The 24,877-nt window shown below is 35.7% G+C and carries 15 protein-coding genes and 7 pseudogenes; 14 read left to right on the plus strand and 8 right to left on the minus strand.

What is annotated here, in order from left to right; all coding sequences use genetic code 11:
- Positions 1-335: 335 nt before the first annotated feature.
- Both ABWU67_RS06950 and ABWU67_RS06955 read right to left on the minus strand, forming a co-directional pair.
- Positions 336-1,838 carry a leucyl aminopeptidase gene (locus tag ABWU67_RS06950; RefSeq protein WP_353282241.1) on the minus strand — a complete coding sequence of 501 codons (1,503 nt, stop codon included), beginning with the start codon at positions 1,836-1,838 and terminating at the stop codon, positions 336-338.
- Positions 1,839-1,934: 96 nt separating this feature from the next.
- The gene (locus tag ABWU67_RS06955; protein WP_022626196.1) at positions 1,935-2,567 is read right to left on the minus strand and encodes a protocatechuate 3,4-dioxygenase; all 633 of its coding nucleotides are present in this window, start codon (positions 2,565-2,567) and stop codon (positions 1,935-1,937) included.
- A 424-nt stretch (positions 2,568-2,991) separates the two neighbouring features.
- Between ABWU67_RS06955 and ABWU67_RS07290 the strand changes: the two are divergent.
- The 10 genes and pseudogenes from ABWU67_RS07290 to ABWU67_RS07005 form a co-directional block, all read left to right on the plus strand.
- Positions 2,992-3,708, plus strand: a pseudogene (locus tag ABWU67_RS07290) (DUF6444 domain-containing protein); the annotation flags it as partial.
- A gap of 54 nt (positions 3,709-3,762) precedes the next feature.
- Positions 3,763-5,142, plus strand: a pseudogene (locus tag ABWU67_RS06970) (IS4 family transposase).
- 7 nt (positions 5,143-5,149) lie between these two features.
- Positions 5,150-5,281, plus strand: a pseudogene (locus ABWU67_RS07295) (transposase); the annotation flags it as partial.
- Between the two features lie 104 nt (positions 5,282-5,385).
- Positions 5,386-5,601: pseudogene (locus tag ABWU67_RS07300) on the plus strand (PD-(D/E)XK nuclease family transposase); the annotation flags it as partial.
- A gap of 510 nt (positions 5,602-6,111) precedes the next feature.
- Entirely contained in the window at positions 6,112-6,447 is a 336-nt protein-coding gene (locus tag ABWU67_RS06980; RefSeq protein ID WP_209473178.1) for a reverse transcriptase N-terminal domain-containing protein, read from the plus strand.
- Positions 6,448-6,498: 51 nt separating this feature from the next.
- The gene (locus ABWU67_RS06985) at positions 6,499-6,816 is read left to right on the plus strand and encodes a reverse transcriptase/maturase family protein (protein WP_256437793.1); all 318 of its coding nucleotides are present in this window, start codon (positions 6,499-6,501) and stop codon (positions 6,814-6,816) included.
- On the plus strand, positions 6,762-7,787 hold the full coding sequence (locus ABWU67_RS06990) for a group II intron maturase-specific domain-containing protein (RefSeq protein WP_197907114.1): 1,026 nt from the start codon (positions 6,762-6,764) through the stop codon (positions 7,785-7,787). The genes ABWU67_RS06985 and ABWU67_RS06990 overlap by 55 nt, the downstream gene beginning before the upstream one ends.
- Positions 7,784-7,927, plus strand: a complete 144-nt coding sequence (locus tag ABWU67_RS06995; RefSeq protein WP_264329424.1) for a hypothetical protein — start codon at positions 7,784-7,786, stop codon at positions 7,925-7,927. The genes ABWU67_RS06990 and ABWU67_RS06995 overlap by 4 nt, the downstream gene beginning before the upstream one ends.
- Before the next feature lie 209 nt (positions 7,928-8,136).
- Complete coding sequence (locus ABWU67_RS07000) at positions 8,137-9,042, plus strand: IS110 family transposase (RefSeq protein ID WP_353282002.1); 906 nt, start codon at positions 8,137-8,139, stop codon at positions 9,040-9,042.
- A 60-nt stretch (positions 9,043-9,102) separates the two neighbouring features.
- Positions 9,103-9,961: pseudogene (locus ABWU67_RS07005) on the plus strand (IS630 family transposase).
- 29 nt (positions 9,962-9,990) lie between these two features.
- Here the strand turns inward: ABWU67_RS07005 and ABWU67_RS07010 are convergent.
- Positions 9,991-10,251 (minus strand): annotated as a pseudogene (locus ABWU67_RS07010) (hypothetical protein); the annotation flags it as partial.
- A 354-nt stretch (positions 10,252-10,605) separates the two neighbouring features.
- Positions 10,606-10,782: a hypothetical protein gene (locus ABWU67_RS07015; protein ID WP_353282003.1), complete on the minus strand. Its 177-nt coding sequence runs from the start codon at positions 10,780-10,782 to the stop codon at positions 10,606-10,608.
- 117 nt (positions 10,783-10,899) lie between these two features.
- Here ABWU67_RS07015 and ABWU67_RS07020 point away from each other — a divergent pair, with 117 nt between their 5' ends.
- Entirely contained in the window at positions 10,900-15,363 is a 4,464-nt protein-coding gene (locus tag ABWU67_RS07020) for an NB-ARC domain-containing protein (protein ID WP_353282004.1), read from the plus strand.
- A 94-nt stretch (positions 15,364-15,457) separates the two neighbouring features.
- Here ABWU67_RS07020 and ABWU67_RS07025 read toward each other — a convergent pair.
- The 3 genes and pseudogenes from ABWU67_RS07025 to ABWU67_RS07035 form a co-directional block, all read right to left on the minus strand.
- A protein-coding gene (locus ABWU67_RS07025) for an IS630 family transposase (protein WP_156518142.1) occupies positions 15,458-16,317 on the minus strand; the annotation gives its coding sequence in 2 pieces (ribosomal slippage) (positions 15,458-15,993 and positions 15,993-16,317; 861 coding nt in all).
- A 34-nt stretch (positions 16,318-16,351) separates the two neighbouring features.
- Positions 16,352-16,595: pseudogene (locus ABWU67_RS07030) on the minus strand (integrase core domain-containing protein); the annotation flags it as partial.
- Positions 16,596-16,626: 31 nt separating this feature from the next.
- A protein-coding gene (locus ABWU67_RS07035) for an IS5-like element ISWpi1 family transposase (RefSeq protein ID WP_353281801.1) occupies positions 16,627-17,459 on the minus strand; the annotation gives its coding sequence in 2 pieces (ribosomal slippage) (positions 16,627-17,090 and positions 17,090-17,459; 834 coding nt in all).
- Between the two features lie 63 nt (positions 17,460-17,522).
- Here ABWU67_RS07035 and ABWU67_RS07040 point away from each other — a divergent pair.
- Complete coding sequence (locus tag ABWU67_RS07040) at positions 17,523-18,125, plus strand: transposase (protein ID WP_353282005.1); 603 nt, start codon at positions 17,523-17,525, stop codon at positions 18,123-18,125.
- 125 nt (positions 18,126-18,250) lie between these two features.
- Here the strand turns inward: ABWU67_RS07040 and ABWU67_RS07045 are convergent, their stop codons facing one another.
- Entirely contained in the window at positions 18,251-21,049 is a 2,799-nt protein-coding gene (locus ABWU67_RS07045; protein WP_353282006.1) for a WPE palindromic element domain-containing protein, read from the minus strand.
- A 99-nt stretch (positions 21,050-21,148) separates the two neighbouring features.
- Between ABWU67_RS07045 and ABWU67_RS07050 the strand changes: the two genes are divergently transcribed.
- Together ABWU67_RS07050 and ABWU67_RS07055 are read left to right on the plus strand one after the other, a co-directional pair.
- Complete coding sequence (locus ABWU67_RS07050; RefSeq protein ID WP_341821883.1) at positions 21,149-24,148, plus strand: AIR synthase-related protein; 3,000 nt, start codon at positions 21,149-21,151, stop codon at positions 24,146-24,148.
- A gap of 95 nt (positions 24,149-24,243) precedes the next feature.
- Complete coding sequence (locus ABWU67_RS07055; RefSeq protein ID WP_006279733.1) at positions 24,244-24,756, plus strand: hypothetical protein; 513 nt, start codon at positions 24,244-24,246, stop codon at positions 24,754-24,756.
- Positions 24,757-24,877 lie beyond the last annotated feature (121 nt).

Below are 24,877 nucleotides of genomic sequence, written 5' to 3' on the forward strand. Positions count from 1 at the left end.
ACACTAAGTCTCTTTTTAAGCTATTGTTTCCTGACTACTGTTATAGCTAACCCAAAAAACGGTTTCCCTACGTCATGCCGCCGCGGTATCTCTAGATCCCGCTAACAAGCAGCGGGATGACGAGCTTATCGTCACGCCGCCACGAACCGTCATACCGCGATTCATTCGCGGTATCTCAGCCGCTAACAAGTAGCGGGATGACGGTTGTCAGGGTGTCATGAAAGTAGCTGACACTGGAATCCAGAAAAAAAGAAATATGTATCAGCTACTTTCATTTGCTGCGCCTCGAAAATAAACGTTCATGTAGCTAAGCCATAAATCCAGTATAAAGACCTTTAATCATTGGCTTCGTAGTACTTCTCAACCAACTTATTAAGTAACCTTACACCAAAACCTACTGCTCCTCTTGGACAAATGTCAGTACCTTTCTCGTGCCAAGCAGTGCCTGCGATATCTAAATGTGCCCAGCAAGTTTCATTCACAAAACGCTGTAAAAACTGTGCAGCCATTATGCTATCTCCACCAGAGCCTGCAGGAGCGATGTTTTGAACATCAGCAATCGGTGAATCAATAATTTTGTCATAAGTTTCATTCATAGGAAAACGCCATAACTTCTCATTTACTTCATTTCCTGCATCAATCAGACGGTTTGCTAATTCATCATTATTTGAAAAAAGACCAGCATATTCGTTATTTCCAAGTGCAACCACTATAGCACCAGTTAAAGTTGCAAGATCAATCATAAATTTTGGTGAGAATCTATCTTGCGTATACCATAAAGCATCTGCAAGTATGAGCCTTCCTTCTGCATCGGTGTTCAACACTTCTATTGTTTGTCCAGACATTGAAGTTACTACATCACTTGGTCTTTGAGCATTACCACCCACTGCATTTTCTGCAAGTGCGACCACACCGATCGCATTTACTTTTGCTTTTCGTCCTGCTAAAGCATGCATCACCCCAACCACAGTAGCAGAGCCTGCCATGTCATATTTCATTGACTCCATACCACGTGAAGGTTTGAGTGATACTCCACCAGTGTCAAACGTTACACCTTTACCAACAAAAGCTATAGGCTTTTGTTCTTTAGAAGCTCCATTCCATTTTATCACTACTAATTTTGGTTCTTTACTACTTCCTTGTGCAACTCCAAGCAAGGCTCCCATTTTTTTCTCTTCCATCTGCTTTTTATCAAGCACCTCGATTTCAAGGCCAAGCTTAGTAAGTTCTTTTTTTATATGATCAGCATAGGATTCTGGATATAGAATGTTAGGAGGCTCTGTTATAAAAGAGCGCGCAAGGAATATACTCTCACCTTCTTGCCTTAAGTGCTCAAATGATCTTTCAGCATTACTTAATTGTTCATCTTTTACTAATACGGTAATCTCCTCTACCTCTGTAATTTTCTCATCCTTTTTAGTTTTATACTTATCAAACTTAAAACTACGCAGAAACGCACCATATGCAACATTTGCTGCACTACCTTCGATTAAAACCGCTGCTTTTTTAATTTTTAATCTGCTTAGCTCACAATATATTTTACCACCAATATTTAATTCTTTATTTTCATTCCATTCATCCTTCTTACCCAGTCCAACAACTATAACATTTTTTTCTTCTGGCAAAGCAGTAGAGAAAAATTCACCAAAACTTCCATTGAAATCGCTAAATTGCTTTATATTATCTATGACCTGTTTTCCTTGCAAAACTCCGCCATCATTTACGGTTTCGTTGTCTTCAAATAAACCCATTACTATTGTTTTAAAATCGGGCGAAATTTTAGAAATTGTTATTTTCATTGCTGGTATCTCCGTTGCAAATAATTGTAAACTGTACATAAAACATAGCAAAAACATCAGTAAGATATTTTTCATATACATCCTAAGTACAATAACACTTAAGTTTACTATGGACTCCCTTACATGCAAGGTTTTTTATCTTTTATTAGAGAACTTATTATATCCGCCCAAGGTAATGTTAAACGTATAGGTTTTTATGACCTGATCACTGTAAGTAAATGGTGTTATGAGAAGGCTTGCAAGCCCATTACTAACAAAATCTTCAAGAACAGGATCAGCGCAATTATGGTCAGCAAAAAACATTTGCGTTGTGAATTCTGGAAAATCCGGATGTTGAACTAGAAAGTTGATATGTGGAGCTCTATCACCAATTTTACCAGGTGCTATCGTAATAAAATTATAATAGCCAAGATTATTCACTACAAACCTTCCTGATCCAGCAAAATTCAGATCATCCTCTATATTCTTATCGTAATGGTTCACGCCGCGTGAATTCGCGTGCCATATAGAAACTACAGCATTTTGTATTGGTAAGCAGTTTATATCAGTAATTCTACCCACTATGTGTATTAATTCCCCTATTGCACTATTTGGAGAACCAGGTTTCCTTCTTAAATTGTTTGAAGAGCTAAAATTTTTTGGCCTTGCATCAAGGTCATATATTTCCGGAGTTTTAATGCAGTTGAGCAAAACAGGATCAGCTGCAAATAGCGGCAAACTGAATATCATTTGTACTAAAAGTGCTAACAAGATATTTTTCACATTCATTTCATTTATAATAGACTTCTTGCATAACCATATAACAAACTTTTATTGGAAATAGAAACGAAAAAACTTGCTTGACACCCTTCGCCAGCCCCCTTATCATGAAACTGAAGGTATTCAGTTATCTTCATCTGTGCAGATTAAACAGCAAGAAAACAACGTAGTTGGCGTATTATTTTTAATTTTTTGCACTATGTGCACCTTATGTCTTCACAATATTTCTAGGTTTTTACCTACACAAGCTGAAACGCGCTATTTAAAACATTAAAAAACGCCAACTTAAAAAATGGATAGTGAATAACTAGCTACCCTAGGGTTTCTTTTGCCTTTTTTTCTGTTTAGTAAATTGTATCCGTTCAGCGGAGTGGTAGAATAAGGTAGACAAAGCAAGATAATAAAGATAATCATAGAGCAAAAGTGAGGTAATGTGGTAAACCTTTTAGAACTTTGCAAAAATTTACAGCAAAAAATAGAAAAACTGAAAGCAGAGATAGAAAACTTAAAAGCAGAAAATAAAGCTTTAAAGATAGAGAACGCTGAATTAAAGGAAAGGCTTGGTTTAAACTCGAAAAATTCATCTCTACCGAGCTCTAAAGAATTGTACAAAACAAAAAAGGACAAGCCAAAAAGCGAAAGGAATGTTGGCGATCAGGTTGGGCATAAAGGAAATTTTCATGCCACAATGGAAGCGGATAAAGTAGTAAAAATAGAGTTGCCTAATATTTGTGAATGCGGAGGAGAGCTTGTAATATGCGAAAAACCTTATGTTCACCAAAAAGTTGATCTTCCGGAAATTAGGCCTTATGTAGTATAGCCTTTCTTATAATAGTCCGAATGCGATAAGATATGTGTTTATGGCTATAGCAGGCCAGTAGCATATTACGGTCTGTTCGGATTATTGTAAAAAGAGCTATAATTGGAACATGGTCGTTGTTGGAGATGCAGAAAAAGAAAAAGTAGCAAGTTACCAGAAGGTGTTACGCCAGATACATTTGGTCCAAGGGTTAAGTCTATAATTGCAGCACTCAGCGGATTTTACAAAAACTCAAAGCGTGAAGTGGCTAGTATCATAAATGACATTTTTAATTTGAACATAAGTGTTGGCAGCATATCAAATCTTACTATTACCCACAAATATAAATGTACTTATAAATAAAGTATTACAATATTAAAGTTTGCAAATATTGAGGGTATAAAAATGGCAAACGAGAGTAATGAATGGGCTAAAAATGAATTTGGAGATGCTGTACTTGGAGATAAAAGATTAACTGACCGATTAGTAAAGATTGCTGATAGTTTGATAAGTTTACCTGAAAGCTCAATTAATGAGGCATGCGGAAGTTGGTCAGAAGCAAAAGCAGCATAACGTTTTTTTCAAAATGAGAACGTAAAAGAAGTCGATATTCTAGCTTCACACATTGATAAAACAGTTGAAAGAACAAAAGCTCATAAAAGAATTCTTGTGATTCAAGATACAACTTATATTTCATACTCAAGCCATAAGCGGATTGGGAACTATTGCTGGAAAAGGAGCAGTAATGCATACAGCCCTTGCTGTTAGTACGGAAGCTGGGAATACTGGATCAAAAGATTTACTCGAGGCAACTCATTTCTGAAGAAGAAAAAAGACTAAAGAGCCATCGTAACAACGTTCATATTGAGGATAAAGAAAGTATGAAATGGCTAGAAAGTTTAAAGAAAACAAATAATATTATAGATCTGGCCCAAACCGAAGCTATAACTGTATGTGACAGAGAAGCAGATATGCATGATTTTTTTGAACTTGCACATAATCTTAACTCAGCAATTTTAGTAAGAGCTCGCCACAACAGAAATGTAAATAAAAAATTCATGCATACCAGGAACAAGCAAAAATTATGGTCATTTATCCAAGGCCTCCCTTGCGCTGGAAAAGTAGAAGTTGAAATCCCTGCTAGAGATAACAAGCAAAAAAGGACAGCGTTTTTAGAAATTAGATTCGGAAAATTTATCACATGAAGGCCATATAAAATGTAAAGAAGGTCACATAAAATATAAACCGACAGAGTCTACAACTTCACGCAATTCATGTTGTTGAAAAAAACTCTCCTCCCGAAGCAAGTCCTCTAGAGTGGATGCTTTTTTCCGGTCAGTACTTTTGAAGAAGCTGTTGAAAAAGTTAGTTGGTATTGTTTGAGATGGAAAATAGAGATATTGCATAAGATTTTAAAATCTGGTCTCAAAGTTGAGGAATGTAGACTTGGAACAGCAGAAAGATTAATGAGGTATTTAACAGTCATGAGCATTATTGCTTGGAGAATTTTCTTTATTACATCAATTGCAAGAACTAACCCAACATTACTATGTACTGCCTTATTAGCTGAGGAAGAATGGAAAGTTTTATATGTTAAAATACACAGGAAACCATGTCCAAATATAGCCCCTACTATAAAAGAAGCCGTTTCGTGAACTTGGAGGTCATTTAGCAAGAAAAAGCGACCCAAAACCAGGACCAATTACTCTTTGGAAAGGGTGGAGACGTCTCTTTGATCTAGCAGAAGGATGGAGACTTGCTCATGAACCTCATATTTGTGGGTAATAGTAAGGTTTCTAAGGGAGGGAGTAGTAGTAATACTGCTTCCTTACCTGACCAGTTTGCTCGTGATAAAGGTTTTGAGAAACGAGCTCAACTATATGCTGCTAAGGCTTACTCAAGGCAAGCTGATAAATCTGGTAAGTATAGCCTTTCTTATAATAGTCCGAATGCGATAAGATATGTGTTTATGGCTATAGCAGGCCAGTAGCATATTACGGTCTGTTCGGATTATTGTAAAAAGAGCTATACATTGATTTAAAGAAGGTTTTCTTTATTGCTATCTCTAATTGTAATTTATTTCCTGATAAGCTTGATTATATATCCAGCCACACTATAAGAGATGAGAAAACCAATGAGCATGACTTAAAAGATTTTCAATTTGTATTTATTGAACTACCTAAATTTCCTAAGAATAAGGAAGAACAGCTAGAAAGCATAGTGGATCGTTGGTTATTTTTCTTCAGTGCGACCCGGAAAGCCGTGGTTTTGTGATGGTTAAATTCCATCTTCCCTAGACATCGGGGATAATGTATGTCTCACATTTCAAAGGATGGCAACCCTTGGGATGCAAGCATGAGATAAAAGCAGGTAACACTAAACCTCATGGTGAATCCCTGCAAACAGAGTTAGATATGATTACGAGAGGAACCTATGTTTGAATTGTCGTCAAAGCATAGTATGCGAAAAGAGGTTGAACTACGCATAGACCAAAATGGTACGAAGCAAAAGGGGAACTAAAGATTGAAGACTTTAGTTATTGATGTTCCCAGCTTCCGGCAAATAGTAGGAATCTAAGTTTAACGTGAAACGAAGCTATGGAACGGAGTAACCACATAAAAGCTCTTATATTCATTAAATATAAGTAGGTAGCCAACCACAAGCTGCTATGTGGAAGGATTGTTTAAGAAGCTAATGCCCAAAGTAATATCTGGGATATGCAGACGTAAACACTTTAATTTGGAAGGTAAAGTGGTGAATAGTAGTGAATATGTTATGGACCAGCAAAAAGCTAGGTATGAATGGAATGGAATTCCTTGGCGAAAGCTGAAGAAATCTTCATTTAAGCTACAAAAACGAATTTACCAAGCCTCTAAATGTAATGATATCAAAAAGATGCATAATCTTCAAAAATTATTGCTCAAATCAACAAGTGCAAAAACACTCGCTGTTAGGAAAGTAACACAGGACAATAGGGGGAAGAAGACTGCAGGTATTGATGGAAAGGCTAATCTTAATCAAAAAGAAAGATTACAACTATCATATTCTTTAGATATAAAAGAAAAAGCAAAGCCATCAAGACGCGTCTGAATCCCAAAACCTGGTAAGCCATCCGAGCATCGCCCGCTTGGTATACCTACTATATCACAAACACTTGTAAAAATGGCTTTAGAACCAGAATGGGAGGCAAAACTTGAGCCAAACACTTATGGTTTTAGACCTGGTAGATCATGTCATGATGCAATTGAAGCCATATTTGATGTGCTAAAACAGAAAACAGCATATGTATTAGATGCTGATATTTCTGGATGTTTTGACAATATTAACCATAATAAACTGCTTGAAAACCACACCAACGTTAAAGAAAATCATAAGAAGATGGTTAAGGGCAGGCGTTATGGAAGATGGAAAGTTTCAATCCACAAAACGTGGTACAATTCAAGGAGGCACCGTTGCTAGCTTGTGTTGCATTACACGGATTAGAGCAACATGTCAAAAAAGCATTAACAAACGAACTCTTTCAATGCATGAAAAGAAAATATGGTAGGATATCGCATAAAAACGCGCAAAAGTCTATTAGTGTAATTTTCTACTGTGATGATTTTGTCATCATACATGAAAACGAAGAGATTATTCTTAAAGCAAAAATTTTAGTTGAAGAATGGTTAGAAACCATTGGACTAAAATTAAAGCCCTCTAAAACAAGAATTTCTCATACATTAAGAACCATTGACGAAACAAAACCAGGATTTGATTTTCTTGGATTTTCAATAAGACAATATCCAACAAAAGAAAGTAAAAAAGGTTACACATTATTAATAAAACCAAGTCGTAATTCTATAAAGCAGCATACATTTGCTATTAAACATAAACTTAGAGAAATGCGTGGGGCGCCACAGGAAGTAATAATAAGGAATCTCAATCCAATAAACAGAGGATGGAGTCAATATTACTCTTCGGTAGTTTCATGTAAAATCTTTAGCTCATTGGATAATACTATACATAGAAAGCTCTGGAAGTGGGCAGTCTTTAGGCACCCAAACAAAGGGAAATGCTGGATAAAAAGAAAATACTTTAAAAAGTATAATAACGATAACTGGCGTTTTATGACAAGTAACAAGATACATCTTATTATACACAGCGATCATGTTATTAAACGACATATCAAAGTGCAAAAAACCAGATCTCCATATGATGGTGATTGGGTATATTGGGGTAATCGTCTTAGAGAAATACCAGATAAGCCATCGAGAGTAATAAAACTATTGAAGTTACAACAAAGTAAATGCGGTAATTGTAGACTATGGTTTGAAAGTGATGATATAATAGAAATACATCATAAAGACCGGAATAGACGAAACAATATGATCAAAAATTTATCTTTGTTACATGGGCATTGTCACGATGAATTACACAGGAGGTGTGCATGACAAGCACCAAATTAGAGAGAAGCCGTATGAGGCGCAAAGTCTCACGTACGGTTTTGAAGTCGAGTGAGGAGGGGCGACCTTCTTCACTTAGACAACAGTATGCAGATGAAACTACAGATGAAGACCTAAGGCAATTGTAAGTTAAAAACGTGATATAAAAGAGATAAGAGAGAAAGATAACCCTGCTCACTAGGAATAGCGGGCGTGCGCGACCGAAAGGAAATTGGTATTACAACCGTTGGTATCAAGGTACGCTAGCCCTATCTCTCGATACGTTTGAATAGTTGCTTGGGACATATATATGCACCCGTTTACAATCTTAAATTAACTAAAACTATCGAGGTTTATTATGGTTACATCTTATCAAAATTTTATTGGCATTGACATCGGAAAATTTAAAAATGTCGTTGCAATTCACAAACAGAAGAATGCTGTCGAATTTGATAATAATGCTTCTGGTTGGCAACAATTATTTCAAGAGTTTTCAGATATTCTACCTAATGCTTTAGTGACTTTAGAAAATACAGGGAAATATGAGCTTGGCTTATCACATTTTCTTACCGACAAAAATATTGCCGTGCATCGAGCTAATACTCGTAAAGTAAAAAGCTTTATTTTATCTCACGGAACTTTAGCAAAGTCTGATAGATCAGATGCAAGAGCTCTTGCTCAATATGGATTTGAACGCCATAGAACTATCTCTCTATTTGTACCTACCTCTACAGAACAATCAACTTTGGCTGCACTTTGTCAACGTCGTGATGATATTACGCAAATGAGAACTCAAGAAAAATGCAGACTTGAAGCACCGGAAAATGATCATATAAAAGAAAGCTGTCAAAAGACCATTGAGTTTTTCGATAGTCAAATAAACGAACTCAATGATACTATACAAAAGATTATTGATGAAAGCCGCGAATTACAACAACACCAAAAAATTCTTAAAACAGTTCCTGGAATAGGTAAAAAGTTATCACAAGATTTTTTGTGTTTAATGCCAGAGCTTGGTTACTTAAATAGAAAAGAAGTAGCAAGTCTTGCCGGAGTTGCACCGCATCCAAAAGAAAGTGGTAAAGCTGTTGGTTACCGAAGGATTACAGGTGGTAGAAGTAACGTTCGTTCAAAGCTCTTTACAGCCGCTATGGCTGCTACAAGGTCAAAATCTATACTTGGCGCCTTTTATTCTAAGCTTGTTGAAAGTGGTAAGAAGAAGATGGTGGCTATAACAGCCCTAATGCGTAAAATTATAGTATAGCTCTTTCCACAGAAGTCCGGATATGATAAGATTAAGGATAGATGGCGATAAGGAGGTTGGATGCCGGCAGCATATAGTTATGATTTAAGAAAAAAAGCAATGGAAGCACTAGACGAAGGGGAAAGCAGAGAAGCAGTGGCAGCAAGATTTAAAATTGGACGAACTACTTTGTGGGAGTGGAAGCAAAGAAAAAAAGAAACAGGCGACTTTCAGTCAAAAAACTCGGTAATGGAGGTTACAATCAGAAAATTATCGACTGGAATAAGTTTATCGAATTTGCTAAAAAACACGGTAGAAAAACTCTGTCGGAAATGGCTAAACTTTGGGGCAACGTTAGTATCGAAACGATCCACCGAGCTCTCAGAAAAATTGGATTTACGCGCAAAAAAAGACATATGGATACAAGGAAAGGAACGAAGAAAAACGTGCTGAATTCTTAAAAATTATAGCAACAAAAGAACCAGAAAACTTAGTGTATATAGATGAGTCTGGGATTGATAACACGGAGGACTATCCATATGGGTATTGCCAGAAAGGACAGCGATTTTATGCCCTAAAATCTGGAAAAAAAACTCAACGAATCAGCATGGTTGCAGCCTTAAGTAGAAGAAAGATAGTTGCTCCATTAACATTTGAAGGCCACTGTAATATGGATATTTTTAATGGATGGTTTGAGCAATTTTTGGCACCGATCTTAGAACCTGGACAAACTGTCATTCTTGATAATGCTACTTTTCATAAGTCTGATAAGCTTATCAAGCTCGCTAAAGGAGTCGGTGCAGAAATTTTGTATCTGCCGCCTTATTCTCCAGATTTTAACAAAATTGAGCATCATTGGTTTGCTATAAAAAACAGAGCCAGGAAAAACATTCCTCTATTCGAATCCTTTCGTCGTGCTGTTGATTCTGCCTTCCTATGACCTATTCGGACTATTATGAGAAATGCTATATTTAAAAATTCCGACACCTGATGTTTAGCAACAGCTTGAATAAATTTCTTATTAAATCTTGAATCGTTATATAGATCTTCTAAATTTTCATCGTAGTGTTTTGCTTCATTTACAGCAAGCTTTATTATCTCTTCTATACCACTTAGAAGTTTCCTATACAATTTGTCGTATCTATTCCCTAGCACGTGTGTAGCGAATGTTTGTTCAATGTATTTTGTTATGTAATTTTGCAGCGTATTATCTATCGTGCTTATATTCATCAGCCTGCTTTAATATTATATTAACTATTTTACACATAAAAAGGTTAATGTTGAATTAATAGAATACTTCTGAAGTCAAATTTTACTGAAAATTATGGTATTTAAGATATAATTGTCAGCATGAAATAAAAACATAAATAAAATGGATCTTGTAACAAAAGTGAAGCTCAAGATAAAGATGAATAAGGGTAAAATCATAAATATACTTATCATTTGTGGTGTAATTTTTTTCATATACCTTATTCATGAGCCAGTTGTAGATATGGTAGAAAAAATTATAAGTAAAATAAAAGGTCTCTTTTAAAAATAGAAAAAGTGAACTTTTTCCATCATCCAAACTTGAACCTGGAAAATTTAGTTAATGCATAAACTACTTATGTTGGCTATGAGTTCAACTGTATAAAATTCCGGTAAATTAAAATAAGTATTCATAAAAATATTGTTTTCTATAAACAGAGTATCTATAGCCTTTCTTATAATAGTCCGAATGCGATAAGATATGTGTTTATGGCTATAGCAGGCCAGTAGCATATTACGGTCTGTTCGGATTATTGTAAAAAGAGCTATAATACTGATTTAGAAATAAAATATTTGCATTTCTAATTTTGACTTGTACAATTAAAACACTTAGATTTATGTGGGGGAATTATGATTAGTTTGAGAAGAAGCGATCAACCAGGCACTTCAAGGGAAAGTGCTGAAGTAGTTTTTGTTCATCAACCGCCCATGGAGGTAGGGAGGAAATTATTTTTTTTTGCAGAATCTTTTATGAGTAATGCTTACATCTTATTCGAATCAGCTAAATCTCACCAGATGTCAAAAAGGGGATTTGCTAAAAAAGTCTTAAAAGAATTTCCGGTTTCATTCGCTGGGGCGATGGCAGGTTGTGCAGTTACCGGTTCCTTTTTAGGAGCTGCACCTTCAGCGACATTATTTGCCAGAAACTTTACTATTGCGGTTATTAGTGGTCTGTCTATGAGAAAAAGAAAAGCTGAGAAAATTGTTGAAGTTTTTGAATCCAAAGCTAAGATTGCTTCCGATCTAATCTTATTGGAAGCTGGAATTAAAATTTTCCAAAGTTTTGAAAAGCAATTTATAGAATTGACAGGTAGTCGACTTAATACTCCAGTCCTGTCAAAGCTATCATTATGTGCTGTCCTTAGAGCAGTATACTATGCTTGTGAAAAATTGGAGGATTTATCGGTTGATTCGATAATAGAAGGTGTTCTTTTAGGTAACATTAAAGGATTAGATGAGTCTTCAATGAGCTTTAAGCACAATGGAAAATATGTGTCTTCTAATAAAGTATACAATCAAACGGGTATAATTATAAAGGAAGAATCAAACTCTGTGTATTTACAATTTTGCGGAACTTCTGCCGATCGATACGGCTACAGACATCCTTTAAGCTTTGAGGAAGAAGGGGTTGGCGCTATAATGAAAAAGCGAAAAACAGTCCACGTGAATCGCAATTCAACTGTCCAAGAAGATGAGTATCAATATACTTTAGGAGGAATAAATTTAGAAGAGAAAGCTCAGGAAATACTAGAACAAATCAAAATCAAAGGAATAGCTCAGAAAGGTGATATTGCTTCTCTTAAAAGTGAAATAAATAGTATAAAGGATTTGATTATAAATCAAGGTCCAGGAGGTGGACAAGGTCCAGGAGGTGGACAAGGTCCAGGAGGTGGACAAGGTCCAGGAGGTGGACAAGGTCCAGGAGGTGGACAAGGTCCAGGAGGTGGACAAGGTCCAGGAGGTGGACAAGGTCCAGGAGGTGGACAAGGTCCAGGAGGTGGACAAGGTCCAGGAGGTGGGGAAAGTAGACAATCAGAAGGTTCTAGTAGTGATAATAGTCCAATAGCAATGCTACGTTGTTTGTCACTTCGTCGAGGTGACACCAGAGTTTCTTCAGATAACTCAAGTGGAACTGGTGGAACTCAATCAGCTTTAGAATATGCTGAATATGAGAAAGCCATTTTAAAGGCAGTGAAGAAAGGAAATTCAAAGCCGATTTGGTTTGAAGTAAAAGGTCCAGTGGCATTATTTACTGGAAGAGAAAAAGAATTAAGTGATTTACATAGTAGGATACAAAGTTCAGAAAAAACGTCAGTGATATCACAAATGGTGTCTATTGTTGGGTTGGGTGGCATAGGCAAAACTGAGTTAGCTAGGAAGTATGCGCAAAAATATTTCAGGGATTACGACGAAAATGTAATATGGATAAATGCTGGGGGCAAGGCAGAGCTTGTACAGTCTTTTCTTGGATTAGCTAGAGATAATAGGTTGGGGATTAATCTTGATTGCAGAGATGGAAAGAAAAAGACTGCAGGAGATATTGTGAAAGAAGTATATAGTTTTTTTGCAGATAGGAAAAGTCTCTTTATTTTTGATAATGCTTGGAATGTTAAGTGTCTAAAGGAGTTTTTACCATTGTACTCTCTAAAATCTAGTGATAACAAGCCTTATATTTTAATTACTTCTCGTGATCGAGAATTGGAAGGAATAGGATGTATAGAACTAAAAGGGTTGTTATCAGATGATGCGTTGCAATTTGTAAAAAAAGGACTGGAGATAAAGGATGATTCTCAAGACGAAGAAATAGAAGAATTGGTAAGTATAGTGGAATTTTTTCCCTTAGCTCTACGACAAGCAGTGTCACATATTCTAGATCAAAGGTCAGGTAGGTTTGGTCTTAGTAATTATTTGAATCAATATAACAAAAAGAAAAAGGAACTGCTTGGTTCTGATGTGTTTATGGGTGTTGATAATACTTATACTAGTACAACTTTTACGACGTGGAAGGTTACACTTGATATGATATTAAGTAATAAAGAACATGGATGTCTGGCTTTAGAGATTTTGGACATTGTGTCTTATCTTGAACCTCGGAATATCGATAGGAGAATGTTTTTAAATTTAGCGGGAGGTGATGAGAATAAGTTGGAGTTAGCTATTCGTTTGCTTACAAGATATTCTATGGTGAACGGTAAACAAGAACAAAGCACACTAAATGTTCAAAGATTGGTTCAAGAAGTAATCCGATTACAATTAGATGATCAGAAAAGAACGAAAGAGGTTATCAAAAAGACTTATGAATTACTAAAAAGTCTTTTCCCTGTTGGTATTGAAGGTGTGGAAGACTATGATAGGAAGGAACAGTTGTCACCACACTTAGAGGAGTTTTTGTTTCATGTAGAGAGTTGGGCAGCAAAGGATCCTGAAAGTGCATCAGATGTAGAAAGATGTTATGTACAGCCTTTATTATGGTTATTGGCTGAAGCATATTCCGACCTGGAAATAGCAGAAAATGAAGTATCAGTGCTTACAAAGCTCTTGAGGATTGAATCCCGACTTGATGCAACTCAGGTGAAGGTGGCTAAAGTATTTATAAAACTTGGTAATGCTACTGGATTTTTACAAGACGATATTGGAAAGATCTTATATCTTGAAAAAGGTATAGAAATTTTAAAAAATTATCCTGGTTGTGCTTCTGAAACAGCTTATGCACTATTAAATCTTGCTGATGCTCAGCGAAATTTGGGAGAAAATGTTGCAGAAATCAATAGTCTTGAGAAGAGCATAGAGATTTTTAGAGAGCTTTATAGAAATCAGGGTTCTCCTTATGATCATGAAGTATCTGGAGCTTTTGTAAAACTGGTTGATGCTTGTCATACTTTGGGCTCTTATGTGGAAGAAACTAGTTTCATTTTAAACGAGGATTTACTGTCTACAGTTTACGAATGTTATTATCATAAGGATGAATTGTCATTAGCCAAGGTTCTGTTAGCTGTTGCTAGGGTTGGGAGTAACCCACATATAAAGAAGGTTCTAATTAAAAGAGCTATGTCCATTTTTTTAGACAAGCACGATTCTTCTCTTTCAACATCTAGATATGTCATGGAATGTTGTGATCTTGAGAATGAACTGGAGTATTCTATAGCAGAAGAAGAGTTTTCTGATAAACTTATTAGCTTTGTTTTTGAGCAAAATTCTTTTTTGAGTAAATACCAAGCAACTGATTTACTATTAGAAATAGCTCAACATTATAAAGAACAAAATAATATTTATTATGAGATGATTGCGCTTGAAACTGCCTTTGCTACTTGTGTTTTTTTTAATCCGAGTGGTGATTTTGCCTATCACAAATTGATTGACCTTTTGTGCAGAATTGCTAGTGCTCATAGGGATACTGACAATTATTATGAAGAAGTCGATTGTCTTGAGGAAGCCTTGAGTTATTATGAACAACTTTCTACTAGCGATCTTGATACAATGTTAAAAATAAGATTAAGACTCGGTATTGGTTATAGAGATTTAGAGAATTATGATATGCAATATTATAATCTTGATATGGTATTAAAGACTTTAAAAGGTTCAGTTAGTATCAATAATGCAAAATATCATACAATAGTAGCTGAAGCGCTAGAAGGCTTTATTGATACTTGCTTATATTTAAAAAAATATAAGCAAGTATTTAGCTACGTTAGTCAGAGCTCGGAAGTTATTAGTTTAGTTGATTATTCTGACGAATATCAGGCTTCTACTGTACACAGAGTGCTATTAATGCTTGAAAAAGTTTATAACATTTTAGGTGAGCATGCTAAAGGAAGATCCTGCAAGGAGAAAGCTTTGTTGGTTATGGAAAGATTAAATGAAGTGGATTTCCAAACATCAATTGGTATACTAGAGGAGTCTAGTGGTGTGCATGCGTATCCAAGAAAAGAACAGGGGGGTGGAGAGGTCTCATCATCTGGGTATTCGTTAAATAAGAAAGCAAGGGAAATAGAAAGTGTAGAAATTGCTCACAAGGATTCATTGGATAAAGAAGAATTTACAGGGAAAAAAAGGAAGTTATTAAATGCTGATGATAGAATAAAAAGAGTAAAGAGTACTGGAAAATTTAGTAGTCAGGTTGCCGAATTTTCTAAGCAAGTGTCTGAGAACAGAACTATGGATGTTGAAGAAGCACTTATTGCAGAGATTAAAAATGTAGATCCAAATGCGGTAGGTTCAAGAATTATGAATGTTGCAAAGAAGTTTAAATCGTTACCCAATAATTATCTTAATGAGGTATCGGTTGTTAGTAACTCGACTGGATTTCAGAAATAATATGTAATATCTTCTTTAAAAGACAAGATTTTATCTGACACAGAAGAATTGATGTAGTAAAAATTATAGCATTTCTCATAATAGTCCGAATAGGTCATAGGAAGGCAGAATCAACAGCACGACGAAAGGATTCGAATAGAGGAATGTTTTTCCTGGCTCTGTTTTTTATAGCAAACCAATGATGCTCAATTTTGTTAAAATCTGGAGAATAAGGCGGCAGATACAAAATTTCTGCACCGACTCCTTTAGCGAGCTTGATAAGCTTATCAGACTTATGAAAAGTAGCATTATCAAGAATGACAGTTTGTCCAGGTTCTAAGATCGGTGCCAAAAATTGCTCAAACCATCCATTAAAAATATCCATATTACAGTGGCCTTCAAATGTTAATGGAGCAACTATCTTTCTTCTACTTAAGGCTGCAACCATGCTGATTCGTTGAGTTTTTTTTCCAGATTTTAGGGCATAAAATCGCTGTCCTTTCTGGCAATACCCATATGGATAGTCCTCCGTGTTATCAATCCCAGACTCATCTATATACACTAAGTTTTCTGGTTCTTTTGTTGCTATAATTTTTAAGAATTCAGCACGTTTTTCTTCGTTCCTTTCCTTGTATCCATATGTCTTTTTTTGCGCGTAAATCCAATTTTTCTGAGAGCTCGGTGGATCGTTTGGATACTAACGTTGCCCCAAAGTTTAGCCATTTCCGACAGAGTTTTTCTACCGTGTTTTTTAGCAAATTCGATAAACTTATTCCAGTCGATAATTTTCTGATTGTAACCTCCATTACCGAGTTTTTTTGACTGAAAGTCGCCTGTTTCTTTTTTTCTTTGCTGCCACTCCCACAAAGTAGTTCGTCCAATTTTAAATCTTGCTGCCACTGCTTCTCTGCTTTCCCCTTCGTCTAGTGCTTCCATTGCTTTTTTTCTTAAATCATAACTATATGCTGCCGGCATCCAACCTCCTTATCGCCATCTATCCTTAATCTTATCATATCCGGACTTCTGTGGAAAGAGCTATAATATAAGACTCTTGTCTAATCCTACCAATGTTTTTCTGAAAAGCAAATATGTTTACTGTCAAAAAATGTTTGTATAGGTGTAGAAGTATTCGCTGAGTGAGGTCTTGTTTGATTATAAGAACGCAACCAAAGATCAACATCAACCTGTAGATCTTTCAAAGAACTAATGTTGTAACGCTCATCTTGTATAATTCTATGAAATCTTTCATATATGCTATAAGAGGTTGTCCGGAAACTAGTAAATTCAAGCATATTCCCTCTTTAACATAACCCTACTCATAGCTAGGTATATGAAATTCTCAGTGGATGTTGTGAGTAAATCATACTCCTTCGATAGCCTTCTATTCCTATTAACCCAAGCAAAAGTCCTTTCTACAACCCATCTTCTTGGCTGTACTTTAAACCCTTGTTCTCTTGTTGGTAGTAGCTCAGGTGGAGTATCTTTGTGCACCCAAAATCTACATGGAGGCCTTTTAACAATTTCAATATCTATGTCATATTCTTCCTTTATGTGATTCTTTAAATTTCTTCCTTGGTATCCCATTTCAGCCCACATTTTTTTAACTTTAGTATATTTTGTTCTCATATTGTTTAATGCTATTTTAATACCATCTCTATCATTTTCGTTAGCAGCGCCTACGTAACAACCTAGTATAAAACCCTGAGTGTCTGTAATTATATGCCTTTTTCTACCCTTTACTTTTTTACTTCCATCATAGCCTTTGATCCCCCCTTTTCTGTAGTCTTTACAGATTGACTATCTACTATACAGGCACTCGGCTGCTCATTCATTCCTATTTTTCTTCTACTATATTTTGTAATTTCATAATTCATTTTCTCAAAAATTCCCTGCTTCTTCCATTGCCTGAACTGCTCATACACAGTCTTCCATAGCGGAAAATCATTTGGTAAATACCGCCATTGACACCCTGTACGCAATACATAGAAAATTGCTTCTAATATTTCTTTTTTGCTATACTTTGGCGGCCTTCCTCCTTTCTTGTATGATACTCTGAAGTGTTTTTCTATTCTTGCCCATTCCCTTTCGCTTAGATCTGTTGGATACTTTTTTCTCATCTTTACCCCGTACTAAAATTTCAGATATTATAGCCTTTTACTTGTTTCCGGACAACCTCTAATATGGAAGATATCGAAATTGCTATAGACAGTACAGGAATTAGTATATACAACAACACTCCTGGTCACAGCAAGGAAAATAGCACTGACAGAAAATATCGTGGCTATGAGCAAACGAGAAAATTGCACGTAATGTTGAATATAAACAACAAAAAAGCCATAGCTGTAAAATACAGTAACGGTTTCTACTCTGATCACTATGGAGCTTGTGATTTGCTAAAAGAAGTTGATTTTCAGCATGCCATAAAAGCACTATATGCAGATAGAGCATGTGATAGGCACAAGTTTTATAAGTTGTGTAACGAATATGATATAAAGACAAAAATTCCACCAATAAACAATGCGGCAGAACATCCAGAAATAGATTATATGTCTGACAGGAATGCTGCTATTAGGTTAATAAAATTATACGGTGAAGATGGCATGAAAGAATGGAAAAAAGAAGTAAATTATGGGAAAAGATCTTATATTGAAGGGTTTTTCTCAAGATTAAAGCAAATATTCGGATTTAGTTTTAGGAATAAATCTGAGATAAATCGAGAAAAAGAACTAAATGCTATTTGCTTAATAAATTCACTGATATTGGTATGGCTAAATTTGAGATAGTTACATGAATTTACCATAAATCACCATCTCATAAAGTGTGATGCAACAAAGCCATCCCAGTGTCTGGGCACTGGGATGACACCCTTTTGGATGGAAACCAGTGTCAGGTACTAGGATGACACCATTTACAACCACTCTCCTACCCTTTCTAGCTGTTTATAGCTGTTAAATCTCAGGAATTTATCAAAATATGGAGAGGCAATAAAGGGTGTGGAATTACTTAAATAGTTAGATAAAAAACCAGGCAGATCATTTTTTAATTCTTGCATTTTGTATCTATAATTTTGTATAGAAATAACTTTTATTTTATCATAATCAAGTTTCCAATAAGCAAGTTCTGAGACTTCTCTTTTTGTTATATGTTCTACCGCTAAGGCTTGTAAAATTAATTGCGGAAAAAATCCCGACATTACTTCTTCATTGGAAGGTGGTGTACCAAGCTTATAGTCTATAATTGCCACTTGCCCACTTGGTAGATACTCAACTCTATCACATCTTGCTATCAGTGAAATTTCTTGTGGCTTATTTGTCATCCAAGCAGTTTCATACTGATCACAAGAACCAGTGTCACGCGCTGGAATATGAAATATCGGACAGGAAAAGTTCTTTTCCAACTCAACATAATTGCTTCGAGTTTCATCAAATTCGACAAAAGATTGAATTATCCTTTGCAGTCTTACCCACCACATATTTGAAAAATTAAACTGACTAGTCGAGAATGCTTTTCGTGCAATGCTCATTGGCGATTTTTTGTTGCGTAAATATCTTGCAAGAATGTTGTGTACCATAGTGCCAAATTCCAATATCGATGGCTTGAAATTCAAGTCTCTTAATTGTTTAAGACCCAGTATATATTCAACGTAAAATGAATAAGGATTACGAATTAGCTTTTCTATTGCACTGCAAGACATCACCTGCATTTTTTCTTTTCTAACTTCGGTTTGAGGTTTTGGCATAGGCTGAGTACATGGAACAGTACATTCAGGCGTATTTAATATCCTTAGCCAATCACGATACGGCTGCTTCCCCTCCTTGAGTAGAATTTCCAAACGCTGCAATAGAATTGGCTTTCTATGGCTTAGCGATCTTGTAATATAAACCTTACTTGCACAAAACAAATTGTGTAAAGTATAAAAAAAATACCCCTGCTCTTCTTGCACAGAAGGAAGATTAAATTTTTCTCTCGTAAGTGCATTCAAAAGCGGACTTTGAAAGCTTGGCGCTTCATTAAATCCAGCAAGTATTACAACTTTGTTGTGATATAAGCTGAATTTATTCAAGTCACTTGCTACAAAGAAAAACTCTTTCCCTAAAAATAAGGTCAGAATTTGGCTATATAACTCTAAGGAGCATTTAATTCCTACACCCTCACATGCATTTGAGAAATTACAGGTAAAATTACCTATTTCACTATTTAGCTCTGAAAAATTTATACCAGATAATATATTAATACACTGCAAATGAGTTGCTACCACATCGAAAATAGAGCAATTTATAGAACGAAGTAAAGGATTAAATATAACCTCTAACTTACTGATAATAAGTAATATATCTTCTTTGTATTTTAGCTTTTTATGGGCATTGATAGCATTTATAATATCGCTCAGACCATTTGTACTAAAGTTGCGTAATATCTCTATTTCAAATTCAGATAAAATCCGAGTGTACTCTTCTTGAGTGTAACCAAAAGTCACTAGCCTATGTTTAAGGAGCGAAAGTAATGACACACTGCTCCAATTTGAGGTCAAAACTTCGATACTATAAAGCAGAAGCGTTATATAAGGGTAATTTTCCGGTATGGCACTGTGTTGCCTTGATAAACATGCTATACGAGCTGCAAGTAATTTATCAAAGACGACCAAAGAAATGTTTTCATAACCTTCATTTTCTATAATTAATGATGTCACTTGTGCTTCTTCCTCTCTGGAATCACAAGTGATGACTTCAATATTGCCAACATGTCCACTACTAACTTTGCTTAGATCGGCAGTTGTATCAAAGACGTAATCTAGATATTCCTCAGGACTTCCTGTTATCCCAGCCCTTTCTTCTGTCATCCAAGTAGCTGACACTGGGATCCAGTTTTCATTATACAGCCACCTGGTGCGCTCATTTAAAGTTAAGTTTTCTGGATCCCAGTGTCTGGGCACTGGAGAACACGCTTCTGGCAGAAAACTAACATCCCTTCTATCCACTTTTAAATAATCGAGCAGATCTTTCAGGCAATATTGATAATGTTTTTTATCAAGCGATTTCCAGTCTTTCTCTTTAATTTTCAAATTCAAGTTAGGCAAAATTATTTTTCCAAATGGCAGATCATATATAGCCCTAATTAACGACTTATCCTTTCCAATTCCAACAAAGATTATATATTGGTCTTTTTGTAAAGAGATTATCATATTGTTTATGTAATCACTCTTATGTTTTAATATATCTACTACTTCTAAATCTTTTAAAGTTTTACTCCAAGTCTCAGTGAGTAAGCTTATGAAATTCTCTATTTTTTTTGAATGTTCATCAAATTGATAACAATCCGTTGTTTGGGTAGATTGAATTTTATCAAGCAGTGATGGCAGGCTATAAGCTAAATCAATTGGAAAATTATCATTATTTTTTCTATTCCACTCCAATATGAATTGAATGAGTAGCAGTGTCCTTTTTGTTGGCTTGATAACTTTAACCCTATCAAGATTTAATATTAAATCTTCCTCATCAATATTCTCTAGCGAAACTATCTCTGGCAAAATTATGCATTTTTTAGCGTTATGATTCTTGAATGCACTCAGCAGCGCTATCACATCCCTCTTGCAAGGAAGTATGATTTTTACTTCAGGAATTTTTTCTCTTTCATATTCAGAAAATATGTGCTGAACCAGCACATCAAAAAGAGATTCATCCACATTAACGGTAAAAACTCTTCCCACTAACAGTAACAATTAATACAATATTTTATTGTATAGAAATTATTCAAAATATAAACGTGCTTGTATGCTATTATATATTAAAATTTTTTATAACATTACATGGCAAACATTAGAATAGAAGTTTTAAATAAATGCGAGCAAATTGGCCGCAGATGGTTAGTCAACGTTTACTCGATTTACATACGCAAAGGATTACCATCCAAATTATATGAAGAAATTTGCGGGCTATTTTATAATAAAGTCATACAAGACTGCCGTTATTATTCCTACAATGAAAACCTTGAAGAAGTTCCGTATGATTTCATAGAACCACAAGCAAAGTGGGGCTTGGAAATAAGCTTCTTACCTGGCATGACCGATAATGTAGGCAACACAGTGAAACAAATTGTTAGAGAATATTTAATAAACAAGAACTACATTGATGAAAATGTTTATATCAAAGCAAGAAGTTCAAAATTGATTCTAAGTCAAGGGAATTTGCCAACTGAAGATGATATAAAGCAAGAATTCAACCCTATCACTGAGTATTGCACACTTATCTGTAAGAACTATAGCTGGAAATATTATGGTAAATCGAATACCCCACCTGGTGTCATCCCAGTGCCCAGACACTGGAATCCAGAAAACTTCAAGCAATTGTATAATGAAAACTGGATTCCAGTGTCAAGCACTGGAATGACAGGAAAGGGTATTGGGATGACAAGAGAGGGCACTGAGATGACAGAGGGTAGTACTAAACCTGTTAACCTAAATGTGAGTGACCAAGAGCTTGAAAAAATTAGTAGAGATGGAATCGATGGCAATGGCACTTTAGGTCTCTCCCTTGCAGCAATGAAGGATATAAAGGATTACTTCAAAAAACTCGGTAGAAATCCATATGATATTGAACTTGAATCTCTGGCACAGACTTGGTCTGAACATTGTAAGCACAATATCTTTTGCTCTCCTATTGATGAAATAAAAGATGGCCTATATGCACATTATATCAAGCGTGCAACGCGTGAGATAAATTCTGACATATGTGTGTCAGTTTTCTCTGACAACGCAGGAGGAATAATTTTTGATGACGATTACTTGATTGTAGATAAAGTTGAAACCCACAATAGCCCTTCAGCTCTTGATCCATTTGGTGGAGCAATGACTGGGGTACTTGGAGTAAATCGTGATATAGTTGGTTTCGGGAAAGGCGCGGAGCCTATAATGAATACCTATTACTTTTGCTTTGCCAAAGAAGCAAAAGGCAAATTTTATAGGGATAAAGAGCGCACTGATGAGATCTTACCGCCAAAATATATAATGAAAAAAGTGATCCATGGTGTTAATGTTGCTGGTAATTGCTCTGGTATTCCAACACAACTTGGATCGGTATATTTTGACGATAGATTTTGTGGCAAGCCGTTAGTTTTTGTTGGCAGTGTCGGAATTATTCCGCGCAACATAAATAACGCACCTTCACACATTAAAGGACCAAAAAATGGCGATAAAATCGTAATTATTGGTGGAAGAGTTGGAAGGGATGGAATTCACGGTGCAACTTTTTCTTCAGAGGCATTGTCGGGAAACAGCCCTTCAACAATTGTGCAAATTGGTGACCCTATAACACAAAAAAAATTATCCAACGCCGTCGTAGAAGCAAGAGATCTTGGTCTTTATAATGCAATAACGGATAATGGAGCAGGCGGTCTATCATCGTCCATCGGTGAAATGGGGAAGGACGGATTCGAAGTTGATTTGAGCAAGGTTCTCCTTAGAAACGATGGTATGGCTCCGTGGGAAATATGGATATCAGAATCACAAGAGAGAATGACCTTAGCAGTGCCAGAAGAAAATCTTCCTATGTTTAAGCAAATCATGAAAAAACATGATGTGGAGGTTTGTGTGATTGGAGAGTTTAATGAGAGTGGTAAAGCTGTTGTTAAATGTCCTGAAGGGACAGTAATAATGGATATGGAAACCGAGTTTCTGCATGACGGTAATCCTAAAGTGCATTTACAGACAAAGCCGTGGACTGGAGGGTGGATTCAAGCGTCAGCTACTTGCATAACATCAAGCCAAGAAGTCGAACTAAAAGAAATGCTGAGCAGACCAAACATACGCAGTAAAGAGTTCATAGTGGTGCAATATGACCATGAGGTTCAAGGGTCGTCAGTGCTGAAACCACTGCAGGGCAAGGGAAGAGTGTGCAGTGAAGCTATTGTTTCAAGACCAATCCTTTCTTCAAATAAAGGTGTTGTAAAATCGCAAGGATTTGGCTCAAGTTATGGAGAAATTGACACCTACCACATGGCAGCATGTGCAATTGACACCGCGATACGCAACTATGTAGCCGCAGGAGGAAATATAAATCATCTAGCGTTGCTCGACAATTTTTGTTGGTGTGATGCTTATAATCCAGAAAGGTTGTGGCAACTAAAGAGAGCTGCAGAGGCTTGTTACGACTTTGCAACTGCATTTAAAACACCATTCATATCCGGAAAAGATAGTATGTTTAACGACTTTAAGGGATATGATGAAAATGGCGAGAAAGTGATGATATCTGCACCACCTTCATTACTCATTTCAGCAATTGGAATTATAGAAAATATTGAAAATGCGGTATCGCTTGATGTGAAAATGCCGGGAGACTTGATATATGTACTTGGAGAAACACTTGATGAACTTGGTAGATCTGAATATCAATTATACAGTGGAATAGGTAATAACAACGTACCAAAAGTTGATGCAAAGAGCGCTAGGAAGTTGTATGAGCGTTACAACCAAGCAATAAAAGATGGCATAATTGCCTCTGCAATTGCACCAAACTTGGGCGGATTAATTATTGCTCTGGCAAAATCGTTAATTGCAGGAGATCTCGGTGCTGAAATCGATCTTTCACTAGTGCCAATAGGAGAAACACAAAATACAGACATAATAAACAAAATAATAATGTTTTCTGAATCGCAAAGTAGAATTTTGGTTACTATTGCACCACAAAATCAGAAGAGGTTTGAAGAATTGTTTGAAGGTGCAGTTTATTCATGTATTGGCAAAGTAACAGAGAAAAAGGTGCTAAACATAAAGGATGTTTTAAAAGTAGATCTGAAGGATGTGGCATGCTAATATAAAATATTTTTCTTATTATGCTAAATAACTCTTTTACTATATGTAATGTTTATTTAGAATGAATGTATGTTATTAATTTTGGGTAGGTAATTATGTCTATTTTATCGATACTCCTGTTTATCAGTCTTTCTTTACTCAACACTTCAAATAAATTGATGATATGTGCTGCCTTATTTGTGGGAGCTGCTTTAGTTGTAAATTCAATGGTTGAATTTTATGGCAGAAGCAAAGCTACGTACAACTTAATAGTGTGTACAGCGCTATGTTGTGTTTTTAAATGGCAAAGTTTTAATTTGATGATATTGATTTCATATACTGCAATTTTAGTATCTCTTCTCTCAAGCATAATTATTTTTGAAAAATTGAAGTCCAAGTTGAATTTTCATATGGCAAATTTCATTACTTTAATTATAGCATCAGTGGTTGATAGTGCCGTTGTATGTGTTGGATTACTATACAAATTTTCTGCAGGTAAATGCTTATCAATATACATTAGAGATTTAATTTTTAAGTTTTCTTATGTGTCAGTATTGAGCATCTGCTTGTTTGTAGGAATGTATTTATTTTGCTTGGCGAACAAGAAGTATTTTAAGATTTCCACATAACCTGTTTTCTGATATAGCTAAACTGACTTTGGGTCCTGGGGGTGTATTTGGTGGTCCTAATACGTAACAACAGTTTAGAATTTATAGGTAGCCTAAACCCACAACTGTACAAACACTATGA

The sequence above is a fragment of the Wolbachia endosymbiont (group A) of Aleiodes leptofemur genome (assembly GCF_964028465.1).
Lineage (GTDB): Bacteria > Pseudomonadota > Alphaproteobacteria > Rickettsiales > Anaplasmataceae > Wolbachia > Wolbachia pipientis.

Excerpts from the sequence above, each read along its gene's own strand:
- ABWU67_RS07020 (WP_353282004.1), top strand. The coding sequence starts at position 10,900 with ATGATTAGTTTGAGAAGAAGCGATCAACCAGGCACTTCAAGGGAAAGT.
- ABWU67_RS07000 (WP_353282002.1), top strand. The coding sequence starts at position 8,137 with ATGGTTACATCTTATCAAAATTTTATTGGCATTGACATCGGAAAATTT.
- ABWU67_RS06990 (WP_197907114.1), top strand. The coding sequence starts at position 6,762 with ATGGAAAGTTTCAATCCACAAAACGTGGTACAATTCAAGGAGGCACCG.
- ABWU67_RS07015 (WP_353282003.1), bottom strand. The coding sequence starts at position 10,782 with ATGCTACTGGCCTGCTATAGCCATAAACACATATCTTATCGCATTCGG.
- ABWU67_RS06950 (WP_353282241.1), bottom strand. The coding sequence starts at position 1,838 with ATGTACAGTTTACAATTATTTGCAACGGAGATACCAGCAATGAAAATA.
- ABWU67_RS06955 (WP_022626196.1), bottom strand. The coding sequence starts at position 2,567 with ATGAATGTGAAAAATATCTTGTTAGCACTTTTAGTACAAATGATATTC.
- ABWU67_RS07050 (WP_341821883.1), top strand. The coding sequence starts at position 21,149 with ATGGCAAACATTAGAATAGAAGTTTTAAATAAATGCGAGCAAATTGGC.
- ABWU67_RS06995 (WP_264329424.1), top strand. The coding sequence starts at position 7,784 with ATGACAAGCACCAAATTAGAGAGAAGCCGTATGAGGCGCAAAGTCTCA.
- ABWU67_RS07040 (WP_353282005.1), top strand. The coding sequence starts at position 17,523 with ATGGAAGATATCGAAATTGCTATAGACAGTACAGGAATTAGTATATAC.
- ABWU67_RS07055 (WP_006279733.1), top strand. The coding sequence starts at position 24,244 with ATGTCTATTTTATCGATACTCCTGTTTATCAGTCTTTCTTTACTCAAC.